Source organism: Tersicoccus phoenicis (assembly GCF_001968835.1).
Taxonomy (GTDB): domain Bacteria; phylum Actinomycetota; class Actinomycetes; order Actinomycetales; family Micrococcaceae; genus Tersicoccus; species Tersicoccus phoenicis.
This window is the reverse complement of record NZ_MRDE01000024.1, coordinates 32,855-53,240: the sequence shown is the minus strand read 5'-3', so window position 1 is coordinate 53,240 and position 20,386 is coordinate 32,855. Positions and strand designations below refer to the sequence as shown.

Genomic DNA, 20,386 nt, shown 5'->3' with positions numbered 1-20,386 from the left:
AGTGGGTCGAGAAGACTGATGACGGCGTGGGGCACCGTAGTGGCGGTTCGACCCGGTTCGCGTCCGTCGACCAACGGACACACAGCGAGACAGTCTAGCAGAGGCAACGACGTGGGCGGTGCGGCAACCGCCGGCGAGCGAACGCCGCGCCGGCGGGTGCGCTTCGTGGGAGACTGGAGGGCGAACCGCCGTCCGCCGGCCACCCCACCGTCCACCCGTCCTGAGTGAGGGCCATCCGTTGTCACCGCTGGCACGCACCGCACCGGTGCCCGCCCAGACCCCCCCGGAGATCATCCGGAACTTCTGCGTCATCGCGCACATCGACCATGGCAAGTCCACCCTGGCCGATCGGATGCTGCAGGCCACCGGCGTCGTCGAACAGCGCGACATGCGCGCCCAGTACCTGGACCGGATGGACATCGAGCGCGAGCGCGGCATCACCATCAAGTCCCAGGCCGTGCGCATGCCGTGGGAGGTCGACGGCACCGCCTACGCCCTGAACATGATCGACACGCCCGGCCACGTCGACTTCACCTACGAGGTGTCCCGTTCCCTCGCCGCCTGCGAGGGGGCGCTGCTGCTCGTCGACGCCGCCCAGGGCATCGAGGCGCAGACCCTGGCCAACCTGTATCTGGCGATGGAGAACGACCTGGCCATCATCCCGGTGCTGAACAAGATCGACCTGCCCGCCGCCCAACCGGAGAAGTACGCGGAGGAGCTCGCCAACCTGGTCGGCGGGGACCCCGCGGACGTGCTGCTGGTCTCCGGCAAGACCGGTGTCGGCGTCGAGGCGCTGCTGGACCGGATCGTCGCCGAGATCCCCGCCCCGGTCGGTGTCGCCGACGCCCCCGCGCGCGCGATGATCTTCGACTCCGTGTACGACTCCTACCGCGGCGTCGTCACGTACGTGCGCGTCGTCGACGGCGCCCTCACCCCGCGGCAGCGGATCCAGATGATGTCCACCCGCGCCAGCCACGAACTGCTCGAGATCGGTGTCATCTCCCCGGAGCCGACCCCGACCCGGGGCCTGGGCATCGGCGAGGTCGGCTACCTGATCACCGGGGTGAAGGACGTGCGCCAGTCCAAGGTCGGCGACACCGTCACCGACCTGGCGAAACCGGCGACGACGTCGCTCGGCGGCTACGAGGATCCCAAGCCGATGGTGTTCTCCGGCCTGTACCCGCTGGACGGCTCCGACTACCCGGTGCTGCGCGACGCGCTGGACAAGCTCAAGCTCAACGACGCGGCCCTCGTCTACGAACCCGAGACGTCCGCGGCGCTGGGCTTCGGCTTCCGCTGCGGCTTCCTCGGCCTGCTGCACCTGGAGATCACCCGGGACCGGCTCGAACGGGAGTTCAACCTCGACCTCATCTCCACGGCGCCGAACGTCGTCTACGACGTCACGCTCGAGGACGGCAAGGAGGTGCAGGTGACCAACCCGAGCGAGTTCCCCACCGGGGGCAAGGTCGCGCAGGTGTGCGAGCCGATGGTGGCCGCGACCATCCTCGCGCCGAGTGACTTCGTGGGCGCGATCATGGAACTGTGCCAGGCCCGCCGTGGGCAGCTCCAGGGCATGGACTACCTCTCCGAGGACCGGGTGGAGCTGCGCTACCGGCTGCCGTTGGCCGAGATCGTCTTCGACTTCTTCGACCAGCTCAAGTCCCGCACCCGCGGCTACGCGTCCCTGGACTGGAAGGCCGACGGCGACGAGGCGGCCGACCTGGTCAAGGTGGACATCCTGCTGCAGGGCGAGCAGGTCGACGCGTTCAGTGCCATCACGCACCGGGACAAGGCCTACGCCTACGGCGTGATGATGACGGCCAAACTGCGGCAGCTGATCCCGCGGCAGCAGTTCGAGGTGCCGATCCAGGCCGCCATCGGGTCGCGGATCATCGCCCGGGAGAACATCCGCGCCATCCGCAAGGACGTGCTCGCCAAGTGCTACGGCGGCGACATCACCCGCAAGCGCAAACTGCTGGAGAAGCAGAAGGAGGGCAAGAAGCGGATGAAGATGGTCGGCCGGGTCGAGGTCCCCCAGGAGGCTTTCATCGCCGCGCTCTCCTCCGACGACGGCGGCAGCGGCGGCGGGACCAGCAGCAAGGACAAGGCCAAGAAGTAGCCATGCCCAGCGCTCTACCCCTGGCCGACCCGGCTCCCGTCGACGGCCGGCTTCCCCGTACCGTCGCCGACGGAGCCCAGACGCGCACCTTCAGCCTGTACGTGCACATCCCGTTCTGCGCGGTGCGCTGCGGCTACTGCGACTTCAACACCTACACCGCCACGGAGCTCGGTGGCGGGGGCAGCCAGGCCGAGTACGCGTCCCGGGCGGTCGCCGAGGTGGATCTCGCCGCCGCGGTGCTGGCCGACGCCGGGGTGGGCGACCGGCCGGTGCACACCGTCTTCTTCGGCGGCGGCACGCCGACCCTGCTGCCGGCCGAGGACCTGGTCCGGGTGCTCGACGCCGCCCGCGCGCACTGGGCGTTCGCCGACGACGTCGAGATCACCACCGAGGCGAACCCGGACTCGGTCACCCCCGAGGGCCTGCAACGCCTCGCCGCCGCCGGCGTCACCCGCGTCTCCTTCGGCATGCAGTCCGCGGTGCCGCACGTGCTGGCCGTCCTGGACCGCACGCACGACCCGGACAACGTGCCGCAGGCGGTGGCCTGGGCCCGGGCGGCGGGGCTCGACGTGAGCCTCGACCTGATCTACGGCACGCCGGGGGAGAGCCTGGCGGACTGGGGCCGGTCCCTGGACGCGGCCCTGGCCTGTGAACCGGACCACATCTCGGCCTACGCGCTGATCATCGAAGAGGGCACCCGGTTGGCCGCGCGGATCCGCCGCGGTGCGGTACCGGACGTCGACGACGACGACCACGCCGCCAAGTACGAACTCGCCGACGCCCGCCTGGGCGACGCCGGACTGGCCTGGTACGAGGTGAGCAACTGGGCGCGCGGCGCCGAGCACGCCTGCCGGCACAACCTCGCCTACTGGCGCAGCGGGGACTGGTGGGGCATCGGGCCCGGCGCCCACTCCCACGTCGGCGGGGTGCGGTGGTGGAACGTCAAACATCCGACGGCGTACGCGGCCCGGCTGGCGGCCGGGCAGTCACCGGCCGCCGGGCGGGAGACGCTCGACCCGGGGACCCGGCACCTGGAGGACGTGATGTTGCGGACCCGGCTGGCCGAGGGACTGCCCGTGGCCGCGCTCGCGCCGCTTCCGGGCGACGAGCGTCGGCGCGAGGTGGCGGCCCTGATCGCCGACGAGCTGGTGGAACCGGGTCCGGCCTTCGCCGGCACGCTCCGCCTCACCCGGCGCGGGCGGCTGCTGGCCGACGCCGTCGTCCGTCGGCTACTGACCGACTGAGCCCGCCCCGACGACGCCCGGGCGCTGTCCGTCTCAGTGGTGGATCAGGCGCAGGTTGAGCGGGTACCGGTACGGCTGGCCGCGATTGGCGTGGACGCCGGCGATCACGGAGAACACCGTGACCCCCAGCCAGAGGAGCGCTGCGAGCAGCGCGAACACCCACCCGACCACCGGGACGAGCGCGAGGACGTTGCACAGCACGGCGACCATGGTCGGGGGGACCGTGAAGTTCAGGGCCTCGTACGCTTCCTGCGCGGTGAACGGGCCGCGCTCCCGGAAGACGAGATAGATCACCAAGGAGGGGATGCAGCCGAAGATCCCGCCGAAATGGGCCAACGTCGCCCATTGCCGGTCCTCCGTCGCCGTCAGCGGCAGTGCGCTGGCGGGCGCACCCCGGTAGTCGCCGGCTGCGCCGTGGCTGCGGGCACCGGGGCTCTCGGGCCGGGGGGTCTGCGACACGACTGCCTCTCTGTGAGCCATCGGTGATGGCCCGTCCGTTCGTTGGCCGACGCGGGCCTCGGGGTGTCCGCGTCGGATCCAGCCTACCGGGCACCGGTCCTTCACCGGTCAGTCGGCCGGTCCACCGTCAGCCGGTCACCGTCAGCCGGTCACGGTGAGGAAGTCGATGACCTCCTCGACCCGGCCGAGCAGCGCCGGCTCCAGGTCCGTGTACGTGTGCACGGAACCCAGGAGCCGCTGCCAGCCGCGTGCGACGTCGGCCTGGCCGGCGTGCGGCCAGCCCAGCCCGGCCAGGATCCCCGTCTTCCAGTCCTGGCCGCGAGCGATCACGGGCCATGCGTCGATGCCCAGCACCGCCGGCTTGATCACCTGCCAGACGTCGACATAGGGGTGGCCGACGACGATCACGTTCCGGGCCGCGCCGGGCAGCCGCAGCGCGTCCTGCGCGATCCGGGACTCCTTGCTGCCGGGCACCAGGTGGTCCACGAGCACGCCGAGCCGCCGCTGCGGTCCGGGCGCGAAGTCGCGGATGGCATCGACCAGGTCATCGATGCCGCCCAGCGGTTCGACGACGATGCCCTCCTCGCGCAGGTCGTCGCCCCAGACCTTCTCCACCAGCTCGGCGTCGTGCTTGCCCTCCACCCAGATGCGGCTGGCGCGGGCGACCCTCGCGCGGGACGGCGCGGTGCGGACCGAGCCGGACGCGGTGCGGGCGGGGGCGACCGGGGCAGCCGTGCTCGGCCGGACGGTGGCCGGGTCGACGATCTCGACGGGCCGTCCCTCGAGCAGGAAGCCGTGGCCGAGGGGGAAGGTGCGGGTCCGGCCACCGCGGCCCTCGAGCACCATCACGACCATCCCGGCGGTACGCTCCACCCGCAGCAGTTCACCGACCCACCCGCTGGTGGCGTCCTCGAACACCAGTCCACGCCGGGCGGGAACCGCCGGCACGTCCCGTCGGGTCCGTCCCGATCGCCGTCCGGTGTTCGCCGTCGTCAGCTCGCGCGGACCCCAGTCGTTGTGCACGTATCCTCCTGGCTTCATCCGCTCGCCGGCGCCTGCGTGCCGGCAACGGCCGAGCGTACTAGACTTGGCACTTGCGCACCCCGAGTGCTAACCACTGCCGCTCGGTGTCGAGCGTACGCCGGCCGGAAGCGTGGGCCGGAACCACAACCGTCGAGACCGCCACAGGAGGTGCGGCAGTGAGCGATGCGCGACGACTGGACGTGCTGCGCGCGATCGTGGAGGACTACGTGCAGTTCCGGGAACCGGTGGGCTCCCGGGCACTCGTCGACCGGCACGCCCTGGGCGTGTCCTCGGCGACGATCCGCAACGACATGGCGGTGCTCGAGGAGGAGGGCCTGATCGTGGCGCCGCACACGAGTGCGGGCCGGGTCCCCACCGATGCCGGCTACCGCCTGTTCGTCGACCGGATCTCGGACGTCAAGCCCCTCTCGCCGGCGGAGCGCCGCGCCATCCAGACCCTGCTCGACGAGGCGAACGACCTCGACGACGTGATGGAGAAGACGGCGCGGCTGCTCGCGCAGCTCACCCATCAGGTCGCCCTCATCCAGTACCCGACGATCGGCAGCGCCCGCGTGCGGCACCTCGACGTCGTCGCGCTCGCCGCGGACCGCGCCCTGGTCGTGCTGATCACCAGCACCGGTCACGTCGAGCAGCGCGTGGTGCCGCTCGACGCGCACGCCACGGAGGAGGACCTCGCCGACGCGCGGTCGCGGCTGCTCGGGCAGGTCGACGGCCGGTTGCTCACGGAGGTACCGGCGCTCCTGGCCCGGTTGTGCGGTCGCGAGCACGACGCCGTCGACCCCGGCGCCGGGGACCGCCTGCTGGACCGTCTCGCCGGCGCCGTCGTCTCACTCGTCGGTTTCGCCGGCCAGGAGCGGATCGTGATGGCCGGTACCGCGAACCTCGCCCGGGCCACCCGTGACTTCCCCCTGACCATCCTGCCGGTGCTCGAGGCGCTGGAGGAACAGGTCGTGATGCTGCGGTTGTTGTCCGAGGTGGGGCACGACGAGACGGGTGTCTCCGTGCGGATCGGCCACGAGAACCCGTACGGGCCGCTGAGCGAGGCCTCGGTCGTCACCTCGGGCTACGGGCCCGCGGCCGCGTCCCGGCTCGGCGTGGTCGGTCCCACGCGAATGGACTATCCGACCTCCATGGCCGCCGTACGCGCGGTGGCCCGTTACCTCTCCCGCATTCTCGCGGGCTGATGTTCACCGCCGGGAGCACATCCGCGACCGGCGGTGTCGATGATCGACGTGAAAGGACGTTGTGGCCAGTCATTACGAGGTCCTGGGCGTGTCCCGGGACGCCACCGGCGAAGAGATCAAGAAGGCGTACCGCAAGCTGGCCCGCAAGCTGCATCCCGACGTGAACCCCGGTGCCGAGGCGGCGGACGAGTTCAAGAAGGTCAGCCACGCCTACGAGGTGCTCAGCGACCCGCAGAAGCGGCAGGTGTACGACACCACCGGTAACGAGAACGGCAGCACCAACGGTTTCGGCGGCGGGTTCAGCGGTGCCGGTTTCGGGTTCCAGGACATCTTCGACACCTTCTTCGGCGGTGCCGGTCCCGGCGCGGCGGGACCGCCCTCCCGGATGCGGCGCGGTCAGGACGCCCTGATCTCCGTCGGCGTGGATCTGCGGGACGCCGTGTTCGGCACCAACAAGACGATCGAACTGGAGACCGCCGTCGTGTGCGAGCGGTGTTCCGGGTCCTGCTGCGAGCCGGGCACCTCCCCCCAGACGTGCGACATCTGTCACGGCACCGGCCAGGTCCAGCGCGCGGTCCGCTCCATCCTGGGCCAGGTCATGACGACGGCGCCATGCGGGACGTGCCAGGGCTTCGGCACCGTGATCCGCAACCCCTGCAACGAGTGCGCCGGTCAGGGTCGCGTCCGCAGCCGCCGCAGCCTGACCCTGAAGGTTCCCGCCGGCGTCGCGACCGGCACCCGCATCCAGCTCGGGGGTCAGGGCGAGGCCGGGGTCGCCGGCGGTCCGCAGGGCGATCTGTACGTCGAGATCCAGGTCGCGAAGGACCCGACGTTCGTCCGCGACGGCGACGACCTGCACGCCACCCTGCAGGTGCCCATGACGGCGGCGGCCCTGGGCACCGCGCTGGATTTCGAGACCTTCGACGGCGCGCAGTCCGTGCGGGTCGCAGCGGGCAGTCAGTCCGGTGAGGTGATCACCCTCAGGGGCCTCGGCGTCACGCACCTGCGGTCCGGGGGTCGCGGCGACGTGCGGATCCACCTGCATGTGGAGACGCCGACGCGCCTGGACGGCGAGCAGGAGGACCTGCTGCGCCGGCTCGCCGAGCTGCGCCGCGAGGAGAAGCCCGCCGCGAAGCCGGCCACCGCCGGCAGCGGCGTCTTCTCCCGGCTGCGGGAGCGCTTCGGAGGCCTCTGATCCGGCCGTGTGGCCGTCCGTTCACCACCCACCCCACCGCCCGCGGAGGTCGACGCACGATGAGCGCCCCGGTGTTCTACCCGGCCGCCGACCTGACCGCACTGGTGGCCGGGGATCGGGTGCGGTTGGACGGCGCGGAGGGGCGGCACGCCGCCACCGTCCGGCGGATCGGTCGGGGCGAGGTCGTCGAGCTCAGCGACGGTGACGGTCGACGTCTCGCCTGCACGGTGACGGACACCGCGAAGGACGTCCTGGTGCTGCGGGTCGAGTCCGTCATCGTCGAACCCGCCCCGGCGCCGGTGCTCGAACTCGTGCAGGCTCTCGCCAAGCAGGACCGCGACCTGCAGGCCGTCGAGACGGCGACGGAACTCGGCGTCGACGTCGTCGTCCCCTGGCAGGCGGACCGGTCGATCGTGCGCTGGAAGGCCGACCGCGCGGCCCGTGCGGCGGCGAAGTGGGAGGGCGTGCTGCGGGCGGCGGCACAGCAGTCCCGGCGCGCCCGCATCCCGCGGCTGGGGGCCTTGATCGACACGCGTGCGCTGGCGGCCCGCATCGCCGCCGGGACGAACGACGGCACGCTCGTCGCGGTCGTCCTGCATGAGGAGGCCGACCAGCCGCTGGGCGCGGTACTGGCCGGTCCGGGGCCGGCGGCCACCGAGGGGACCCGCGCCGACCGGGTGCTGCTCGTGGTCGGGCCCGAGGGCGGCATCGGCCCGGAGGAACTCGGTGTACTCACCGACGCGGGGGCCCGCACCGCGGTGCTCGGCCCGCACGTGCTGCGCTCCTCCACGGCCGGACCCGCGGCCCTGGCCCTCGCGTCGGTCCAGTTCGGCCGCTGGCCCACGTCCTAGTGGCTGGCGTGGGACGGGCAGAAGGCCGGCACCGCCGTCGGCGTCCTGCCGCCGGACCGCCTCAGCGCATGGTGATCGTCTTGCTGTCCGCCCAGCGCCGCGCCCCGCCGTCACCGGGCTCGAAGAACGTCAGCCGGTAGTTGCCGGGCGGGAGCTTCTCGGAGATGGAGAACGTGGCACCGGTGGTGCCGTCGGGCCGCAGTGCGACGGAACCGGACCGGTACCGACGGTAGCTGTCCTGGCCGTCGTTGGTCGCGCGGCCGATCTCCCAGTCGACGCTGCTCACCACGCTCGTCGCCCGGCCGGAGGCCCGCACCGAGGACCCGGTCACCACCGTGCCGTCCTGCGGGTCGAGCACCCAGATCGGCGCCGCTCGCTCGATCTTGCGGCTCATCGGATCCCCGAGGGTGACCTGACCGAACGCTCGGTACTGGGTGTGCCCGTCGACGAGGATGATCACCCGGCTCTGCTGGTCCGTCGGGATCAGGCCGGCGTTGGCCGCGGCCCCGGTGGCCGTGTACACGAGCTGTTGCACGGCCAGATCGGCCTGATCCGGGCTGAGCTGGGCGCCGAACGCGTCGGAGGAGATGTCGACGGTCACCGTGTTGTTGTCGCCGATCGCGGAGCCGACGCTCGATGCCGGTCGCCACGGGGTGTAGTAGTCGGGGTCGAGAGGCTTGGCCGACATCATGGCCGAGACCGCGGTCGAGACGGAGTCGCCGCCGGCCGGAAGGACGCGGTACTCGCGGAACAGGTAGGTCCCGCCGCCGGTGCCTCCCAACCAGTACACCGGCACCTGCGACGTACTCGCGACCGACTCGGCCGCACCGGTCGGCTGGCTCAGAGCAGAACCGGACTGGCCCTCGGTGCTCGGTGCGGCCGTGGGCCGGGGCGAGGAGAGGGACGTACAGGCGGCCAACGTCGGCAGCAGCAGTCCGAGGGCGGCCATGACGGCGAACAGACGCACCAGCACGCGTCTGACCGGCAGCGGCCCGATCGGCCGGGCTCGGCGTCGCGAGAAGATCGCGGCCACCTCCTGTCATCGATCGCCGCCGTCGGTCGGGCCTGGATCCACCGAGCGCGAACTACGGCCCGTTCGCGCTGCCTCCCCAGTCTGCCACGGGGGCCCGTGCCGTAGAATCTGAAGGGCCGGAGGCGGCGCACGCTGCACCTCCGGCTCATACCCCCGACCCACCGGACCCGGACCTCGGACCGGGACCACAGATCCGTGAGGAGCGACGGCAGGCCGATCGGCCGCACCCATGAGCGAGTCAACCGAAACCGCCACCGGCACGGAGACGCGCACCATCGACTTCGATTCACCGGAGCAGATGGTTCAGGCTCTCGGCGCCCAGGACGAGGCCCTGCGCATCATCGAGAGCACGTATCCCACCCTCAGCCTCACCGTCCGGGGCCACTCGGTCCAGGTCAGCGGTACCGAGCCGGGCGCCGTCGTCCGGGCCACCGAGGTGCTGGCCGAGGTCAAGGAGATGGCCGCCGCGCACACCGTGATGTCCGCACAGACGCTCCAGCAACTGATGAGCATGCTCGAGACCGCGGGCGGGGCGCGTCCCGCGCAAGTGCTCACGCAGAACATCCTGTCCAGCCGTGGCCGCACCATCCGCCCGAAGACGTTGAACCAGAAGCTGTACGTCGACGCGATCGACAGCAACACGGTGATCTTCGGGATCGGGCCGGCGGGCACGGGCAAGACCTACCTCGCGATGGCCAAGGCCGTCCAGGCGCTGCAGAACCGCGAGGTCAACCGGATCATCCTGACCCGCCCGGCCGTGGAGGCCGGGGAGCGGCTCGGCTACCTGCCGGGCACCCTGAGCGACAAGATCGACCCGTATTTGCGTCCCCTGTACGACGCGCTGCACGACATGATGGACCCCGAATCGATCCCGCGGTTGATGGCGGCCGGGACGATCGAGGTCGCGCCGCTGGCCTACATGCGGGGGCGCACCCTCAACGACGCGTTCATCATCCTGGACGAGGCGCAGAACACGACGCCCGAGCAGATGAAGATGTTCCTCACCCGCCTCGGGTTCGGCTCCCGCATCGTCGTCACCGGTGACGTCACCCAGGTCGACCTGCCGCACGGCACGCGGTCCGGTCTGCGGGTGGTCAGCGAGATCCTCGCCGGGATCGACGACGTCGCCTTCACGACGCTCGACGCGACCGACGTCGTACGGCACCGGCTGGTCGGTGACATCGTCAACGCGTACAGCCGCTGGGACGAGCAGCAGCGCCGCGGCCAGGAACGTTCCCGGGAGCGCCTCGACCACGGCCGCGCGCGGGAACGGAAGCGCGCCGACGACGCGGCGGCACGGACTCGCCCGCAGGGGACGCGGGAGTCGGCGTCGTGAGTATCGAGATCTCCAACGAGTCCGCGCGCACCGTCGACGAGGACGGGATCCTGGCCCTCGCCCGGCACCTGTTCGACCGACTCCATCTGCATCCGCAGACCGAGTTGTCCATCGTGCTCGTGGACGAGGAGGCGATGGCCGGCCTGCACCGGCAGTGGATGGACGAACCCGGTGCGACGGACGTCATGTCCTTCCCGATGGACGAACTCCGTCCCGGCACCGAGGACGCTCCCGGCGCGGAGGGTCTGCTGGGGGACGTCGTCGTCTGCCCGCAGGTCGCTGCCCGCCAGGCGGAGCGAGGTGGCCACAGCGTCGATGACGAGGTCCTCCTGCTCGTGACCCACGGGGTCCTGCACCTGCTGGGGTACGACCACGAGCAGCCCGACGAGAAGACCGAGATGTTCGCCCTGCAGCGGACGCTCCTGAGCGAGCACCTCGGTCGGCCCGCACCACGGGAGGCCGAGACGTGACCGTCGCCCTGCTGCTCGTGCTGATGGTGGTCTTCCTCTGCGGGGCCGTCCTGACCGCCGCGGCCGAGGCCGCCTTCACGTATCTGCCCCGGCACGACGCGGAGACCGCGCTGGCAGGCCGCAACGCGGGTGCCCTGCGCCGAATCATCGACGAGCCCTCCCGGCACATGCACGCCACCCGGTTCTGGCGGGTGTGGTTCGAGATGGCCGCCGCCGTCGCCGTCGCGCTGCTGCTGCTCGAGACGCTCGGCAACCCGTGGATCGCCGGGCTGATCGGCACCGTCGTGATGGCCGCCATCGGGTTCGTGCTGGTCGGCGTCTCACCCCGCCAGCTCGGTCGGACCTACTCGGTCGGTGTCGTCACCGCCACCGCGCCCCTGGTGCACACCCTCTGCGTCGTCCTCGGCCCGGTGCCCGGCTGGCTGATCTCCGTCGGCAGCCTCGTCACCCCCGGCGCCCCCCGCGCGGACGCCGCGTTCTTCACGGAGGACGAACTGCGGGAGATGGTGTACCGGGCCAGCGAGTCGGAGATGATCGAGGACAGCGAGGCGGAACTGATCCACTCGGTCTTCGACCTGAACGACACGAAGGTCCGCGCCGTGATGGTGCCGCGCACCGACATCGTCGGCATCGACAGCGGTGCCACGTTGCGCCAGGCGCTGTCCTTGTTCCTGCGGTCGGGCTATTCGCGGGTGCCCGTGATGGGGCAGAGCACCGACGACCCTCGCGGTGTCCTCTACCTCAAGGACGTCGTCGCGGCCGTGTACGGCACCGACCGCGCCGGTGTCACTCCCGGTCCCGACGCCGGGGCCGCCGCCGTCGACACGGTGGCCCGGCCGGTCCGATTCGTGCCCGAATCGAAGCCGGTGGCCGACCTGCTCAGCGAACTCCAGCGGGAGGGCACGCACGTCGCGATCGTGATCGACGAATTCGGGGGGACCGCCGGAATGGTCACCCTGGAGGACCTGATCGAGGAGATCGTCGGTGAGATCGTCGACGAGTACGACTCCGAGCGGCCGGAGGTCGTGGACCTCGGCGACGGGCGGTACCGGATCTCCGCGCAGCTCGCCGTCGAGGATCTAGGCGAACTGTTCGACCTGGAACTGGAGGACGACGAGGTGGACACCGTCGGCGGTCTGCTCGGCAAGGCGATCGGCAAGGTCCCGATCGTCGGCAGTGAGGCGACGATCGCCGGGATCGACCTGCGTGCTGAACGGCTGGAAGGCCGCCGCAACCGGGTGTCCCACCTGATCGTCCGGCTGGCCGACCCGGTCCCGGGACCGGACCAGGCGGCCGAGGACCACCACCGCCGGATCGACGAGACCAGCCACGACGGCACCCATCACCAGGAGGTGGCCGGATGAGCCGCACCGAGACCCCCTTCCGCGCCGGGTTCGTCAGCCTGGTCGGGCGGCCGAACGCCGGGAAGTCCACGTTGACGAACGCGTTGGTGGGGCAGAAGGTCGCCATCACGTCGTCGCGGCCGCAGACCACCCGGCACACCATCCGGGGCATCGTTCACCGGACCGACGGCCAGTTGATCCTGGTCGACACCCCCGGGCTGCACCGGCCCCGCACGCTGCTCGGGCAGCGCCTGAACGACCTCGTCACCGAGACCCTCGGTGAAGTCGACGCGATCGGCTTCTGCCTGCCGGCCGACGAGAAGATCGGCCCCGGTGACCGCTTCATCGCCGAGAAGCTGGCGGGTCTGCGCCGCCGCCCCGTGTATGCCCTGGTCACCAAGACCGACCGGGTCGGCCGGGAGGCGCTGGCCGCCGCCCTGGTCGCGGTCGACGGCCTCGGCCGCGAGGCGCTGGGCGGGGAGAGCTGGGCGGGGATCGTGCCGGTCAGCGCGGTGGACGGGTTCCAGGTGAGCACCGTCTCCGACGTGCTGATCGCGGCGATGCCGCCGTCACCGCCGCTCTACCCGGACGGGGAACTGACGGACGAGCCCGAAGCGGTGATGGTCGCCGAACTCGTCCGCGAGGCCGCACTGGAGGGCGTGCGCGACGAGCTGCCGCACTCGCTGGCCGTCGTCGTCGACGAGATCGTCCCCCGGGAGGACCGGCCCGCCGACCGGCCGCTGCTCGACGTGCGGGTCCACCTCTTCGTCGAGCGTTCCTCGCAGAAGGCCATCATCATCGGCCGTGGCGGCTCCCGGTTGCGCGAGGTCGGCACCTCCGCCCGGAAGGGCATCGAGGCGCTGCTCGGCACGCCCGTGTACCTCGACCTGCACGTGAAGATCGCCAAGGACTGGCAGCGCGACCCCAAGCAGCTCGCCCGGCTGGGCTTCTGAGCACGGGAACGGCGGGGACGGCGGGGACGGCGGGGACGGCGGATGATCAGCCGGCACCCGGACGGGTGTGCCACAATACAGCGAGCCAGGGACGGGGAGCGCCCGGCCGCCGCAGCATTCGCTGCCCATCGATGCCGCCCCCGTGATCCGTTCGCGGTCCGCCGCCGGACGCCGGACCGCCAGAAGGGGTGGGTGAATGAGTCGACGTCACGTCGCCCGTGACGATCGCCCCGTCCAGCGGGACGGCCACCACCCGACCACCGGACCGGGTCGCACCCGCGGCCGTACCCGCCACCCCGTGCCCAAGTACCTCGGACGCGGCCGCCACGCCGGCCGGGAGCTGCGCCACCGCGGGCTCAAGGTCACCGCCGCGGTCCTCACCCTGCTCGTGATCGCCGGCGTCGTGTTCGCCGGCGTCCAGGTGTTGCGTCTGCAGGGCAACATCGCGTCCAGACCGCTGAACCTGGACGCCGAGTCCAGCGCGCCGCCCGACCAGAATCTCGACAACCAGCCGATGCAGATCCTCGTCCTGGGCACCGACACGCGAAGCGGGGCCGACTCCCGGTACGGCAACCCCACCGACACCAGCACCGCCGGAAATTCCGACGTGATGATGCTCATGCAGGTCTCGGCGGACCGGAAGCGCATCACCGTGGTCAGCTTCCCTCGTGACCTGATGGTCGCCATCCCGCGGTGCAAGGACCCCCAGACCGGCAAGGAATACCCCGGCCGGGCCATGGGCCAGCTCAACAGCGCCCTCGCCTCCGGCGGTCCGGGCTGCACGGTCGCGGCGATCAACCGGCTCACCGGCCTGAACATCGACCACTTCATGATGGCGGATTTCAACGCCGTCACCGAGCTGTCCCGCACGCTCGGCGGCGTCGACGTCTGCGTCAACCAGCCGATCAACGACCCGGCCTCCGGCCTCGAACTTCCTGCCGGCGTCAGCAGTATCGAAGGTGAGGCGGCGCTGGCGTTCCTGCGTACCCGGCACGGCTTCGGCAACGGCGGCGACGAGGGCCGGATCCGCGCTCAGCAGAGCTTCCTCGCCTCCATGGTCCGGAAGGTGAAGGCCGAGGGCACGCTGACCGACCTGCCCCGGCTGTACTCGATCGCGGAGACCGTCACGAAGAATCTCACCGTCGACGACCAACTCGCCCAGGTGCCCGCCCTGATCAACCTGGCCACCCAGCTGCAGAACGTCGACCCGTCCCGAGTGGCGTTCGTGACCGCGCCCGTGGAGCCCTACCCGACGGACCCCAACCGGCTGCAGCTGCAGACCGGCGCCGCTGACGCGCTCTTCGCCAAACTCCGGGCCGACGAGGACCTGAGTGCTCCGTCCGCCTCGGCGACTCCCAGTGCCACCGCCACCGGCCCGGGTCCGAGCACCGGCTCGAGCACCGGCTCCGGTCCTGCCACCCCCACGGCGACGCCGTCGACGGCCGTTACCCCGACCCCGACGGCGACCGACACGGCGCAGATCGCCGCCGCCCGGGCCGTCGTCCCGGTCACCGTTCGCAACGTCTCCGGCGTCGACGGCCGGGACACCGCGATCGCCGGGGCCCTGGTGAAGGCCGGATATACGCAGTCCGCCGTCGCGACCACCACCGGCACCCGGCCGGGCACCCAGGTCTTCTACGGGCCCGGCTACCAGGAGCAGGCCAACGCCCTGGCTGACGTGCTCGGTGTCGGCCGCGTCCAGGTGGTCCCGGCCGCCGACATCAGCGGCGTCCGGGTGGACATCGGCAAGGACTTCACCAGCGGCACGACGATGACCGGCGGGGGCAACCTGGGCGGTCTGAACGGGCAGACCGCCGATCAGGTCACCTGCCAGTCCGCGTTCGGCAACTTCTGAGCTCCCGGCGACCGACCGTCGCCTGCCCGTGCCCGGTGATGCCGACCCGGGTCACGCCGACGGTGTGCCGGTCGCATCGGCGGGGCGTGTAGGGTGAAAGCGTGTCTCAGGGTTTGCTCCTGCTTAGCTGCCGCGCCAGGGTCTGAGCCTTCGTTCGAGTCCCACGCTCACGAAGGCGGCCGACGCCCCGGTGCGGAGTTGTTGTGTCTGGCCAGACCGACTCTCGGTCAGCCCGCGGTCACCGCGCCGGCTGGCCCGCGACAGGAGAAGAAGGCACCCGATGCAGAACCAGCAGAAGCCGTCCGGCATGCCGGTCCACAAGTACGTCCCGTTCCACGAGCAGATCAGCGTGGACCTGCCGGACCGCACCTGGCCCGACCGGCGGATGACCACCGCCCCGCGCTGGTGCGCCGTGGACCTGCGGGACGGCAACCAGGCCCTGATCGACCCGATGAGCCCCGAACGCAAGCACCGCATGTTCGACCTGCTCGTGGGGATGGGGTACAAGGAGATCGAGGTGGGCTTCCCCTCCGCCTCTCAGACCGACTTCGACTTCGTCCGGCAGCTGATCGAGCGGGACCGGATCCCCGACGACGTCTCCATCCAGGTGCTCACCCAGTCCCGGGAGCACCTGATCGAGCGCACCTACGAGTCCCTGCAGGGCGCGAAGCAGGCGATCGTGCACCTGTACAACTCGACCTCGGTGCTGCAGCGGCGGGTCGTGTTCAAGCAGGACCAGGACGGCATCCTGGACATCGCCCTGTCCGGTGCCCGGCTGTGCAAGAAGTTCGAGGAGACGCTGGCGGACACCCGGATCACCTACGAGTACTCCCCGGAGTCCTACACCGGCACGGAACTGGAGTTCGCGGCCCGGATCTGCAACGCCGTCGCCGACGTCTTCGAGGTGTCCGAGGACAACCAGGTGATCCTCAACCTGCCCGCCACCGTCGAGATGGCCACCCCCAACGTGTACGCCGACTCGATCGAGTGGATGGGCCGGCACCTGTACAACCGCGAGAACATCATTCTCTCCCTGCATCCGCACAACGACCGGGGCACGGGGGTGGCCGCGGCCGAGCTCGGCTACCTGGCCGGCGCGGACCGGATCGAGGGCTGCCTGTTCGGCAACGGTGAGCGCACCGGCAACGTCGACCTGGTGACCCTGGGGCTGAACCTGTTCAGTCAGGGCATCGACCCGATGATCGATTTCTCCGACCTGGACGCGGTGCGCCGCACCGCCGAGTACTGCACCCAGCTCGGCGTGCCGGAGCGGTCCCCGTACGGTGGCGACCTGGTCTTCACCGCCTTCTCCGGCTCCCACCAGGACGCCATCAAGAAGGGCTTCGAGGCGATGGCCGCCGACGCGCAGACCAGCGGCAGCCAGGTCGACGACCTGGTCTGGGGCGTGCCCTACCTGCCGATCGACCCGCGGGACATCGGCCGCTCGTACGAGGCGGTGATCCGGGTCAACTCGCAGTCCGGCAAGGGCGGCGTCGCCTATCTGCTCAAGAACGAGCACAGCCTGGAACTGCCGCGCCGGATGCAGATCGAGTTCTCCGCGGTGGTGCAGCGCCTCACCGACACCGCCGGCGGCGAGATCAGCGGCAAGGACCTGTGGAAGATGTTCATCCACGAGTACCTGCCCTCCGCCGAACACGAGCGCGTCGGCGAGCCGCTGCCCGAGTGGGGCCGGTATGCGATCCGCTCGTTCAGCACGCGTACCGAGGACGAGACGACGACGCTGGACATCGACCTGGTCGTCGCCGGCGTTCAACAGCACCGGACCGCCACGGGCAACGGCCCGGTGTCCGCACTGCTGACGTTGCTGGCCGAGGACGGCATCGATGTCCGGGTGCTGGACTACACCGAGCACGCCCTGTCCGAGGGCGGCAATGCCAAGGCCGCCGCCTACGTGGAGGCAGCGGTGGGGGAGCGGGTGCTCTGGGGCGCCGGCATCAACGAGAACACCACGCTCGCCTCGCTGAAGGCGGTCATCTCCGCCGTCAACCGCGCCGTGCGCGACCGGGACTGAGCGGCCGACGTGGCTCGAGCCTCCTCCTTCGCCTCCCGGCAGTACCGCGATCACGGGGTGATCCTCCGTACCCACAAGCTGGGGGAAGCGGACCGCATCATCGTGCTGCTCACCCGGCGGCACGGGCAGGTGCGAGCGGTGGCGAAAGGGGTGCGGCGCACCAGCAGCAAGTTCGGTGCCCGGCTCGAGCCGTTCATGGTGGCCGACCTGCAACTGGTCACCGGCCGGAACCTGGACATCGTCTCCCAGGCCGAGTCGGTGGCCAGCTACGGCCAGCCGATCGTCGCGGACTACGGCAAGTACACGGCGGCCGCGGCGATCTGTGAGACGGCGGAGCGGCTCAGCGACATCGACACGGAATCGGCCAGCAGCCAGTACGGGCTGCTGCTCGGCGCCCTGCACGCCCTGGCCGCGGGCACACACTCTCCGCAGACGGTGCTCGACTCCTATCTGCTGCGTGCCCTGGCCGACGCCGGCTGGGCGCCGAGCTTCACGGACTGCGCGCGGTGCGGCGCCCCCGGTCTGCACCGGGCATTCTCCGTGCCCGTCGGCGGTGTCGTCTGCCCGGTGTGCCGCCCCCCGGGCTCGGCCTCCCCGGACCCGGGCACCCTGGCCCTGCTGGCGGCCCTGTTGGCCGGCGACTGGGCCGGCACCGTCGACGCGGACCCGGGACAGCGCAACGAAGCGTCCGGCCTCGTGGCCGCCTTCGCCCAGTACCACTTGGAGCGGTCCGTCCGTTCGCTCAAACACATCGAGAGGGTTTGACGCACCGATGTCCGACCACCCCACCGGACAGCACCGTCCCGTGCCCCCGGCTCCGCACCCGAGCGGGGCGCGGCCGCCCGCCGTGCCGCCGACTCTGGTGCCGCGGCACGTGGCGATCGTCATGGACGGGAACGGACGCTGGGCGAACGCCCGCGGCCTGCCCCGCAACGAGGGACACCGGCGCGGTGAGGCGGCGCTGCTGGACGTGATGGCCGGCGCGATCGAGATCGGCGTGCAGTACGTCAGTGTGTACGCGTTCTCCACCGAGAACTGGAAGCGGTCCTCCGAGGAGGTGCGGTTCCTGATGGGCTTCAGCCGGGACGTGCTGCGCCGGCAGCGGGACCAGCTGGACGCCTGGGGGGTCCGCGTCCGCTGGGCCGGGCGCCGGCCCCGGCTGTGGCGTTCGGTGGTGAACGAACTCGAGGTCGCCGAGGAGCGGACCCGGGGCAACGACGTGTGCCACCTGACCATGTGCGTCAACTACGGGGGCCGCGCAGAGATCGCCGACGCCGTCTCGGCCATCGCCGCGGACGTCGCCGCGGGCCGGCTGCGGCCGGGCTCGGTGACGGAGAAGACCATTCAGCGCTACCTCGACGAGCCCGACCTGCCGGACGTGGACCTGTTCCTGCGCACGTCCGGCGAGCAGCGGTTGAGCAACTTCCTGCTCTGGCAGTCCGCTTACGCGGAGTTCGTCTTCCTCGACACGCTGTGGCCCGACGTCGACCGGCGCACCCTGTGGGACGCCATCGAGATCTACGCGCGCCGTGACCGCCGCTACGGCGGCGCCGTGGACCTGCCGGGCACGACGACGCCGGCCGGGGAGTAGACTGGATCCGCGCGCAGGCCGCCCTAAGCTGGCAGGCGTGACTGGCACCCTCGTCGCGAAGGACCTGGCCGGCGGCCATGGCCACCGCACCCTCTTCGAGTCCCTCGACCTCACCGTCGCACCCGGCGACGTGGTCGGCGTCGTGGGGGCCAACGGCGCCGGGAAGTCCACCCTGCTGCGGCTGCTCGGTGGTGAGGCGACGCCGATGGCGGGAACGGTGTCCACGGCACCGGCCGGCGCCTTCGTGGGCTGGCTGCCGCAGGAGCACGAGCGGGTCGCGGGGGAGACCGTGGCGGGCTACCTCGGGAGACGGACCGGCGCCACCGCCGCGATGGAGGCCATGGAGGCAGCGGCCGCCGCGCTCGGCTCCGACCACCCCGACGCCGGCGACACCTACGCCACCGCACTCGACCACTGGCTCGCCACGGGCGCGCCGGACCTTCAGGACCGCGCACCCGCGACGCTCGCCGAGCTCGGGTTGGGCGTCGGGATCGACGCGCTGATGACCGACCTGTCCGGCGGACAGGCCGCGCGGGTCGCGCTCGCCGCGCTCCTGCTCAGCCGCTTCGACGTGGTGCTCCTCGACGAGCCCACCAACGACCTCGACCTCGACGGCCTCGAGCGGCTCGAGCGCTTCCTCCGCGGCCTGCGCGCGGGCGTCGTGCTCGTCTCGCACGACCGCGAGTTCCTGGCTCGCTCCGTCACGCGGATCGTCGAGCTCGATCTCGCGCAGGGCCAGGTCGCGGTGTACGACGGCGGCTACGACGCGTTCCTCGAGGAGCGCGCCGTCGCGCGCCGGCACGCACGCGAGGCCTACGAGGAGTTCGCCGACAAGAAGGCCGACCTGGTCGGCCGCGCCCGCACCCAGCGCGAGTGGAGCTCGCAGGGCGTGCGCAACGCCATGAAGAAGTCGCCCGACAACGACAAGATCCGCCGCCGCGCCCAGACCGAGTCGTCGGAGAAGCAGGCGCAGAAGGTGCGTCAGATGGAGTCACGAATCGCGCGCCTCGAGGCGGTCGAGGAGCCCCGCAAGGAATGGGTGCTCCAGTTCGACATCGCTGCCGCCCCGCGATCCTCCAGCGTCGTCGCCACGCTCGATGCGGCCACGAAGCGGCTGGGTGACTTCGTCCTCGGACCGGTCTCCCTCCAGGTCGCCGCCGGCGACCGGATCGCCATCACCGGGCCCAACGGCGCCGGCAAGACCACGCTGTTGCGGCTGCTGCTCGGCCGCATCACCCCCGACGAGGGACGCGCCTCGCTCGGCGCCAGCGTCGCGATCGGCGAGATCGACCAGGCCCGCACGTCGCTGGACGCAGGTCTGCCGCTCGGCGACGCATTCGAGGCCGCCGTCCCGGCCATGGCGTCGACGGAGGTCCGCACCCTGCTGGCGAAGTTCGGGCTCAAGGCCGACCAGGTCGCCAGCCTCGTCGGACGCCTCTCGCCGGGCGAGCGCACCCGCGCCGCGATGGCGCTGCTCCAGGCCCGTGGAGTCAACCTGCTCATCCTCGACGAGCCGACCAACCACCTCGACCTACCCGCGATCGAGCAGCTCGAGCAGGCCCTCCGGTCGTACGGCGGCACCCTGCTGCTCGTCTCGCACGACCGCCGGCTCATCGCCAACGTGCAGCTCGACCAGCGGTGGCAGGTCGACGCGGGACAGGTCACGGTGCGCTGACG

The 20,386-nt window shown here is 71.4% G+C and carries 17 protein-coding genes; 14 read left to right on the top strand and 3 right to left on the bottom strand.

The features are described from left to right. The first annotated feature begins 238 nt into the window (after positions 1–238). Together lepA and hemW are read left to right on the top strand one after the other, a co-directional pair. Positions 239–2,119: a translation elongation factor 4 gene (lepA, locus tag BKD30_RS05595; protein ID WP_076703027.1), complete on the top strand. Its 1,881-nt coding sequence runs from the start codon at positions 239–241 to the stop codon at positions 2,117–2,119. 2 nt (positions 2,120–2,121) lie between these two features. Then, positions 2,122–3,363 (top strand): radical SAM family heme chaperone HemW, encoded by a 1,242-nt coding sequence (gene hemW / locus BKD30_RS05590; protein ID WP_076703025.1) that lies wholly within the window; start codon positions 2,122–2,124, stop codon positions 3,361–3,363. 33 nt (positions 3,364–3,396) lie between these two features. Here hemW and BKD30_RS05585 read toward each other — a convergent pair whose 3' ends face one another. Together BKD30_RS05585 and BKD30_RS05580 are read right to left on the bottom strand one after the other, a co-directional pair. Continuing rightward, complete coding sequence (locus tag BKD30_RS05585) at positions 3,397–3,822, bottom strand: DUF4870 domain-containing protein (protein ID WP_235861492.1); 426 nt, start codon at positions 3,820–3,822, stop codon at positions 3,397–3,399. A gap of 141 nt (positions 3,823–3,963) precedes the next feature. Then, positions 3,964–4,845: a DUF3097 family protein gene (locus tag BKD30_RS05580; protein ID WP_408033362.1), complete on the bottom strand. Its 882-nt coding sequence runs from the start codon at positions 4,843–4,845 to the stop codon at positions 3,964–3,966. A gap of 176 nt (positions 4,846–5,021) precedes the next feature. Here BKD30_RS05580 and hrcA point away from each other — a divergent pair, with 176 nt between their 5' ends. The 3 genes from hrcA to BKD30_RS05565 all read left to right on the top strand — a co-directional run bounded on the left by hrcA (position 5,022) and on the right by BKD30_RS05565 (position 8,096). Then, positions 5,022–6,050 carry a heat-inducible transcriptional repressor HrcA gene (gene hrcA, locus BKD30_RS05575; protein WP_076703019.1) on the top strand — a complete coding sequence of 343 codons (1,029 nt, stop codon included), beginning with the start codon at positions 5,022–5,024 and terminating at the stop codon, positions 6,048–6,050. A 61-nt stretch (positions 6,051–6,111) separates the two neighbouring features. Next, positions 6,112–7,245: a molecular chaperone DnaJ gene (dnaJ, locus tag BKD30_RS05570; protein ID WP_076703017.1), complete on the top strand. Its 1,134-nt coding sequence runs from the start codon at positions 6,112–6,114 to the stop codon at positions 7,243–7,245. A gap of 59 nt (positions 7,246–7,304) precedes the next feature. Beyond that, entirely contained in the window at positions 7,305–8,096 is a 792-nt protein-coding gene (locus BKD30_RS05565; protein WP_076703015.1) for a 16S rRNA (uracil(1498)-N(3))-methyltransferase, read from the top strand. A 61-nt stretch (positions 8,097–8,157) separates the two neighbouring features. On the opposite strand, the gene BKD30_RS05560 is transcribed toward BKD30_RS05565, so the two are convergent. Next, positions 8,158–9,129 (bottom strand): GerMN domain-containing protein, encoded by a 972-nt coding sequence (locus BKD30_RS05560; protein ID WP_083956045.1) that lies wholly within the window; start codon positions 9,127–9,129, stop codon positions 8,158–8,160. 229 nt (positions 9,130–9,358) lie between these two features. Between BKD30_RS05560 and BKD30_RS05555 the strand changes: the two genes are divergently transcribed. From BKD30_RS05555 to BKD30_RS05515, 9 genes are all read left to right on the top strand, one after another. Further along, entirely contained in the window at positions 9,359–10,465 is a 1,107-nt protein-coding gene (locus tag BKD30_RS05555) for a PhoH family protein (protein ID WP_076703013.1), read from the top strand. Continuing rightward, a complete protein-coding gene (gene ybeY / locus BKD30_RS05550; protein ID WP_076703011.1) occupies positions 10,462–10,935 on the top strand; it encodes an rRNA maturation RNase YbeY in 474 nt (157 codons plus the stop codon). Before BKD30_RS05555 ends, ybeY begins: the two co-directional genes overlap by 4 nt. After that, a complete protein-coding gene (locus BKD30_RS05545) occupies positions 10,932–12,299 on the top strand; it encodes a hemolysin family protein (RefSeq protein ID WP_076703009.1) in 1,368 nt (455 codons plus the stop codon). The genes ybeY and BKD30_RS05545 overlap by 4 nt, the downstream gene beginning before the upstream one ends. Next, positions 12,296–13,231, top strand: coding sequence for a GTPase Era (gene era / locus BKD30_RS05540; RefSeq protein ID WP_076703007.1), 936 nt, complete (start codon positions 12,296–12,298; stop codon positions 13,229–13,231). The genes BKD30_RS05545 and era overlap by 4 nt, the downstream gene beginning before the upstream one ends. Before the next feature lie 196 nt (positions 13,232–13,427). After that, entirely contained in the window at positions 13,428–15,086 is a 1,659-nt protein-coding gene (locus BKD30_RS05535; RefSeq protein ID WP_076703005.1) for an LCP family protein, read from the top strand. Positions 15,087–15,366: 280 nt separating this feature from the next. Further along, positions 15,367–17,118, top strand: a complete 1,752-nt coding sequence (gene leuA / locus BKD30_RS05530; protein WP_076703003.1) for a 2-isopropylmalate synthase — start codon at positions 15,367–15,369, stop codon at positions 17,116–17,118. A gap of 9 nt (positions 17,119–17,127) precedes the next feature. Beyond that, a complete protein-coding gene (gene recO, locus BKD30_RS05525) occupies positions 17,128–17,883 on the top strand; it encodes a DNA repair protein RecO (protein ID WP_076703001.1) in 756 nt (251 codons plus the stop codon). Positions 17,884–17,890: 7 nt separating this feature from the next. Continuing rightward, complete coding sequence (locus tag BKD30_RS05520; RefSeq protein ID WP_076703000.1) at positions 17,891–18,709, top strand: isoprenyl transferase; 819 nt, start codon at positions 17,891–17,893, stop codon at positions 18,707–18,709. 37 nt (positions 18,710–18,746) lie between these two features. Next, on the top strand, positions 18,747–20,384 hold the full coding sequence (locus BKD30_RS05515; RefSeq protein ID WP_076702998.1) for an ABC-F family ATP-binding cassette domain-containing protein: 1,638 nt from the start codon (positions 18,747–18,749) through the stop codon (positions 20,382–20,384). The last annotated feature ends 2 nt before the right edge of the window (positions 20,385–20,386 follow it).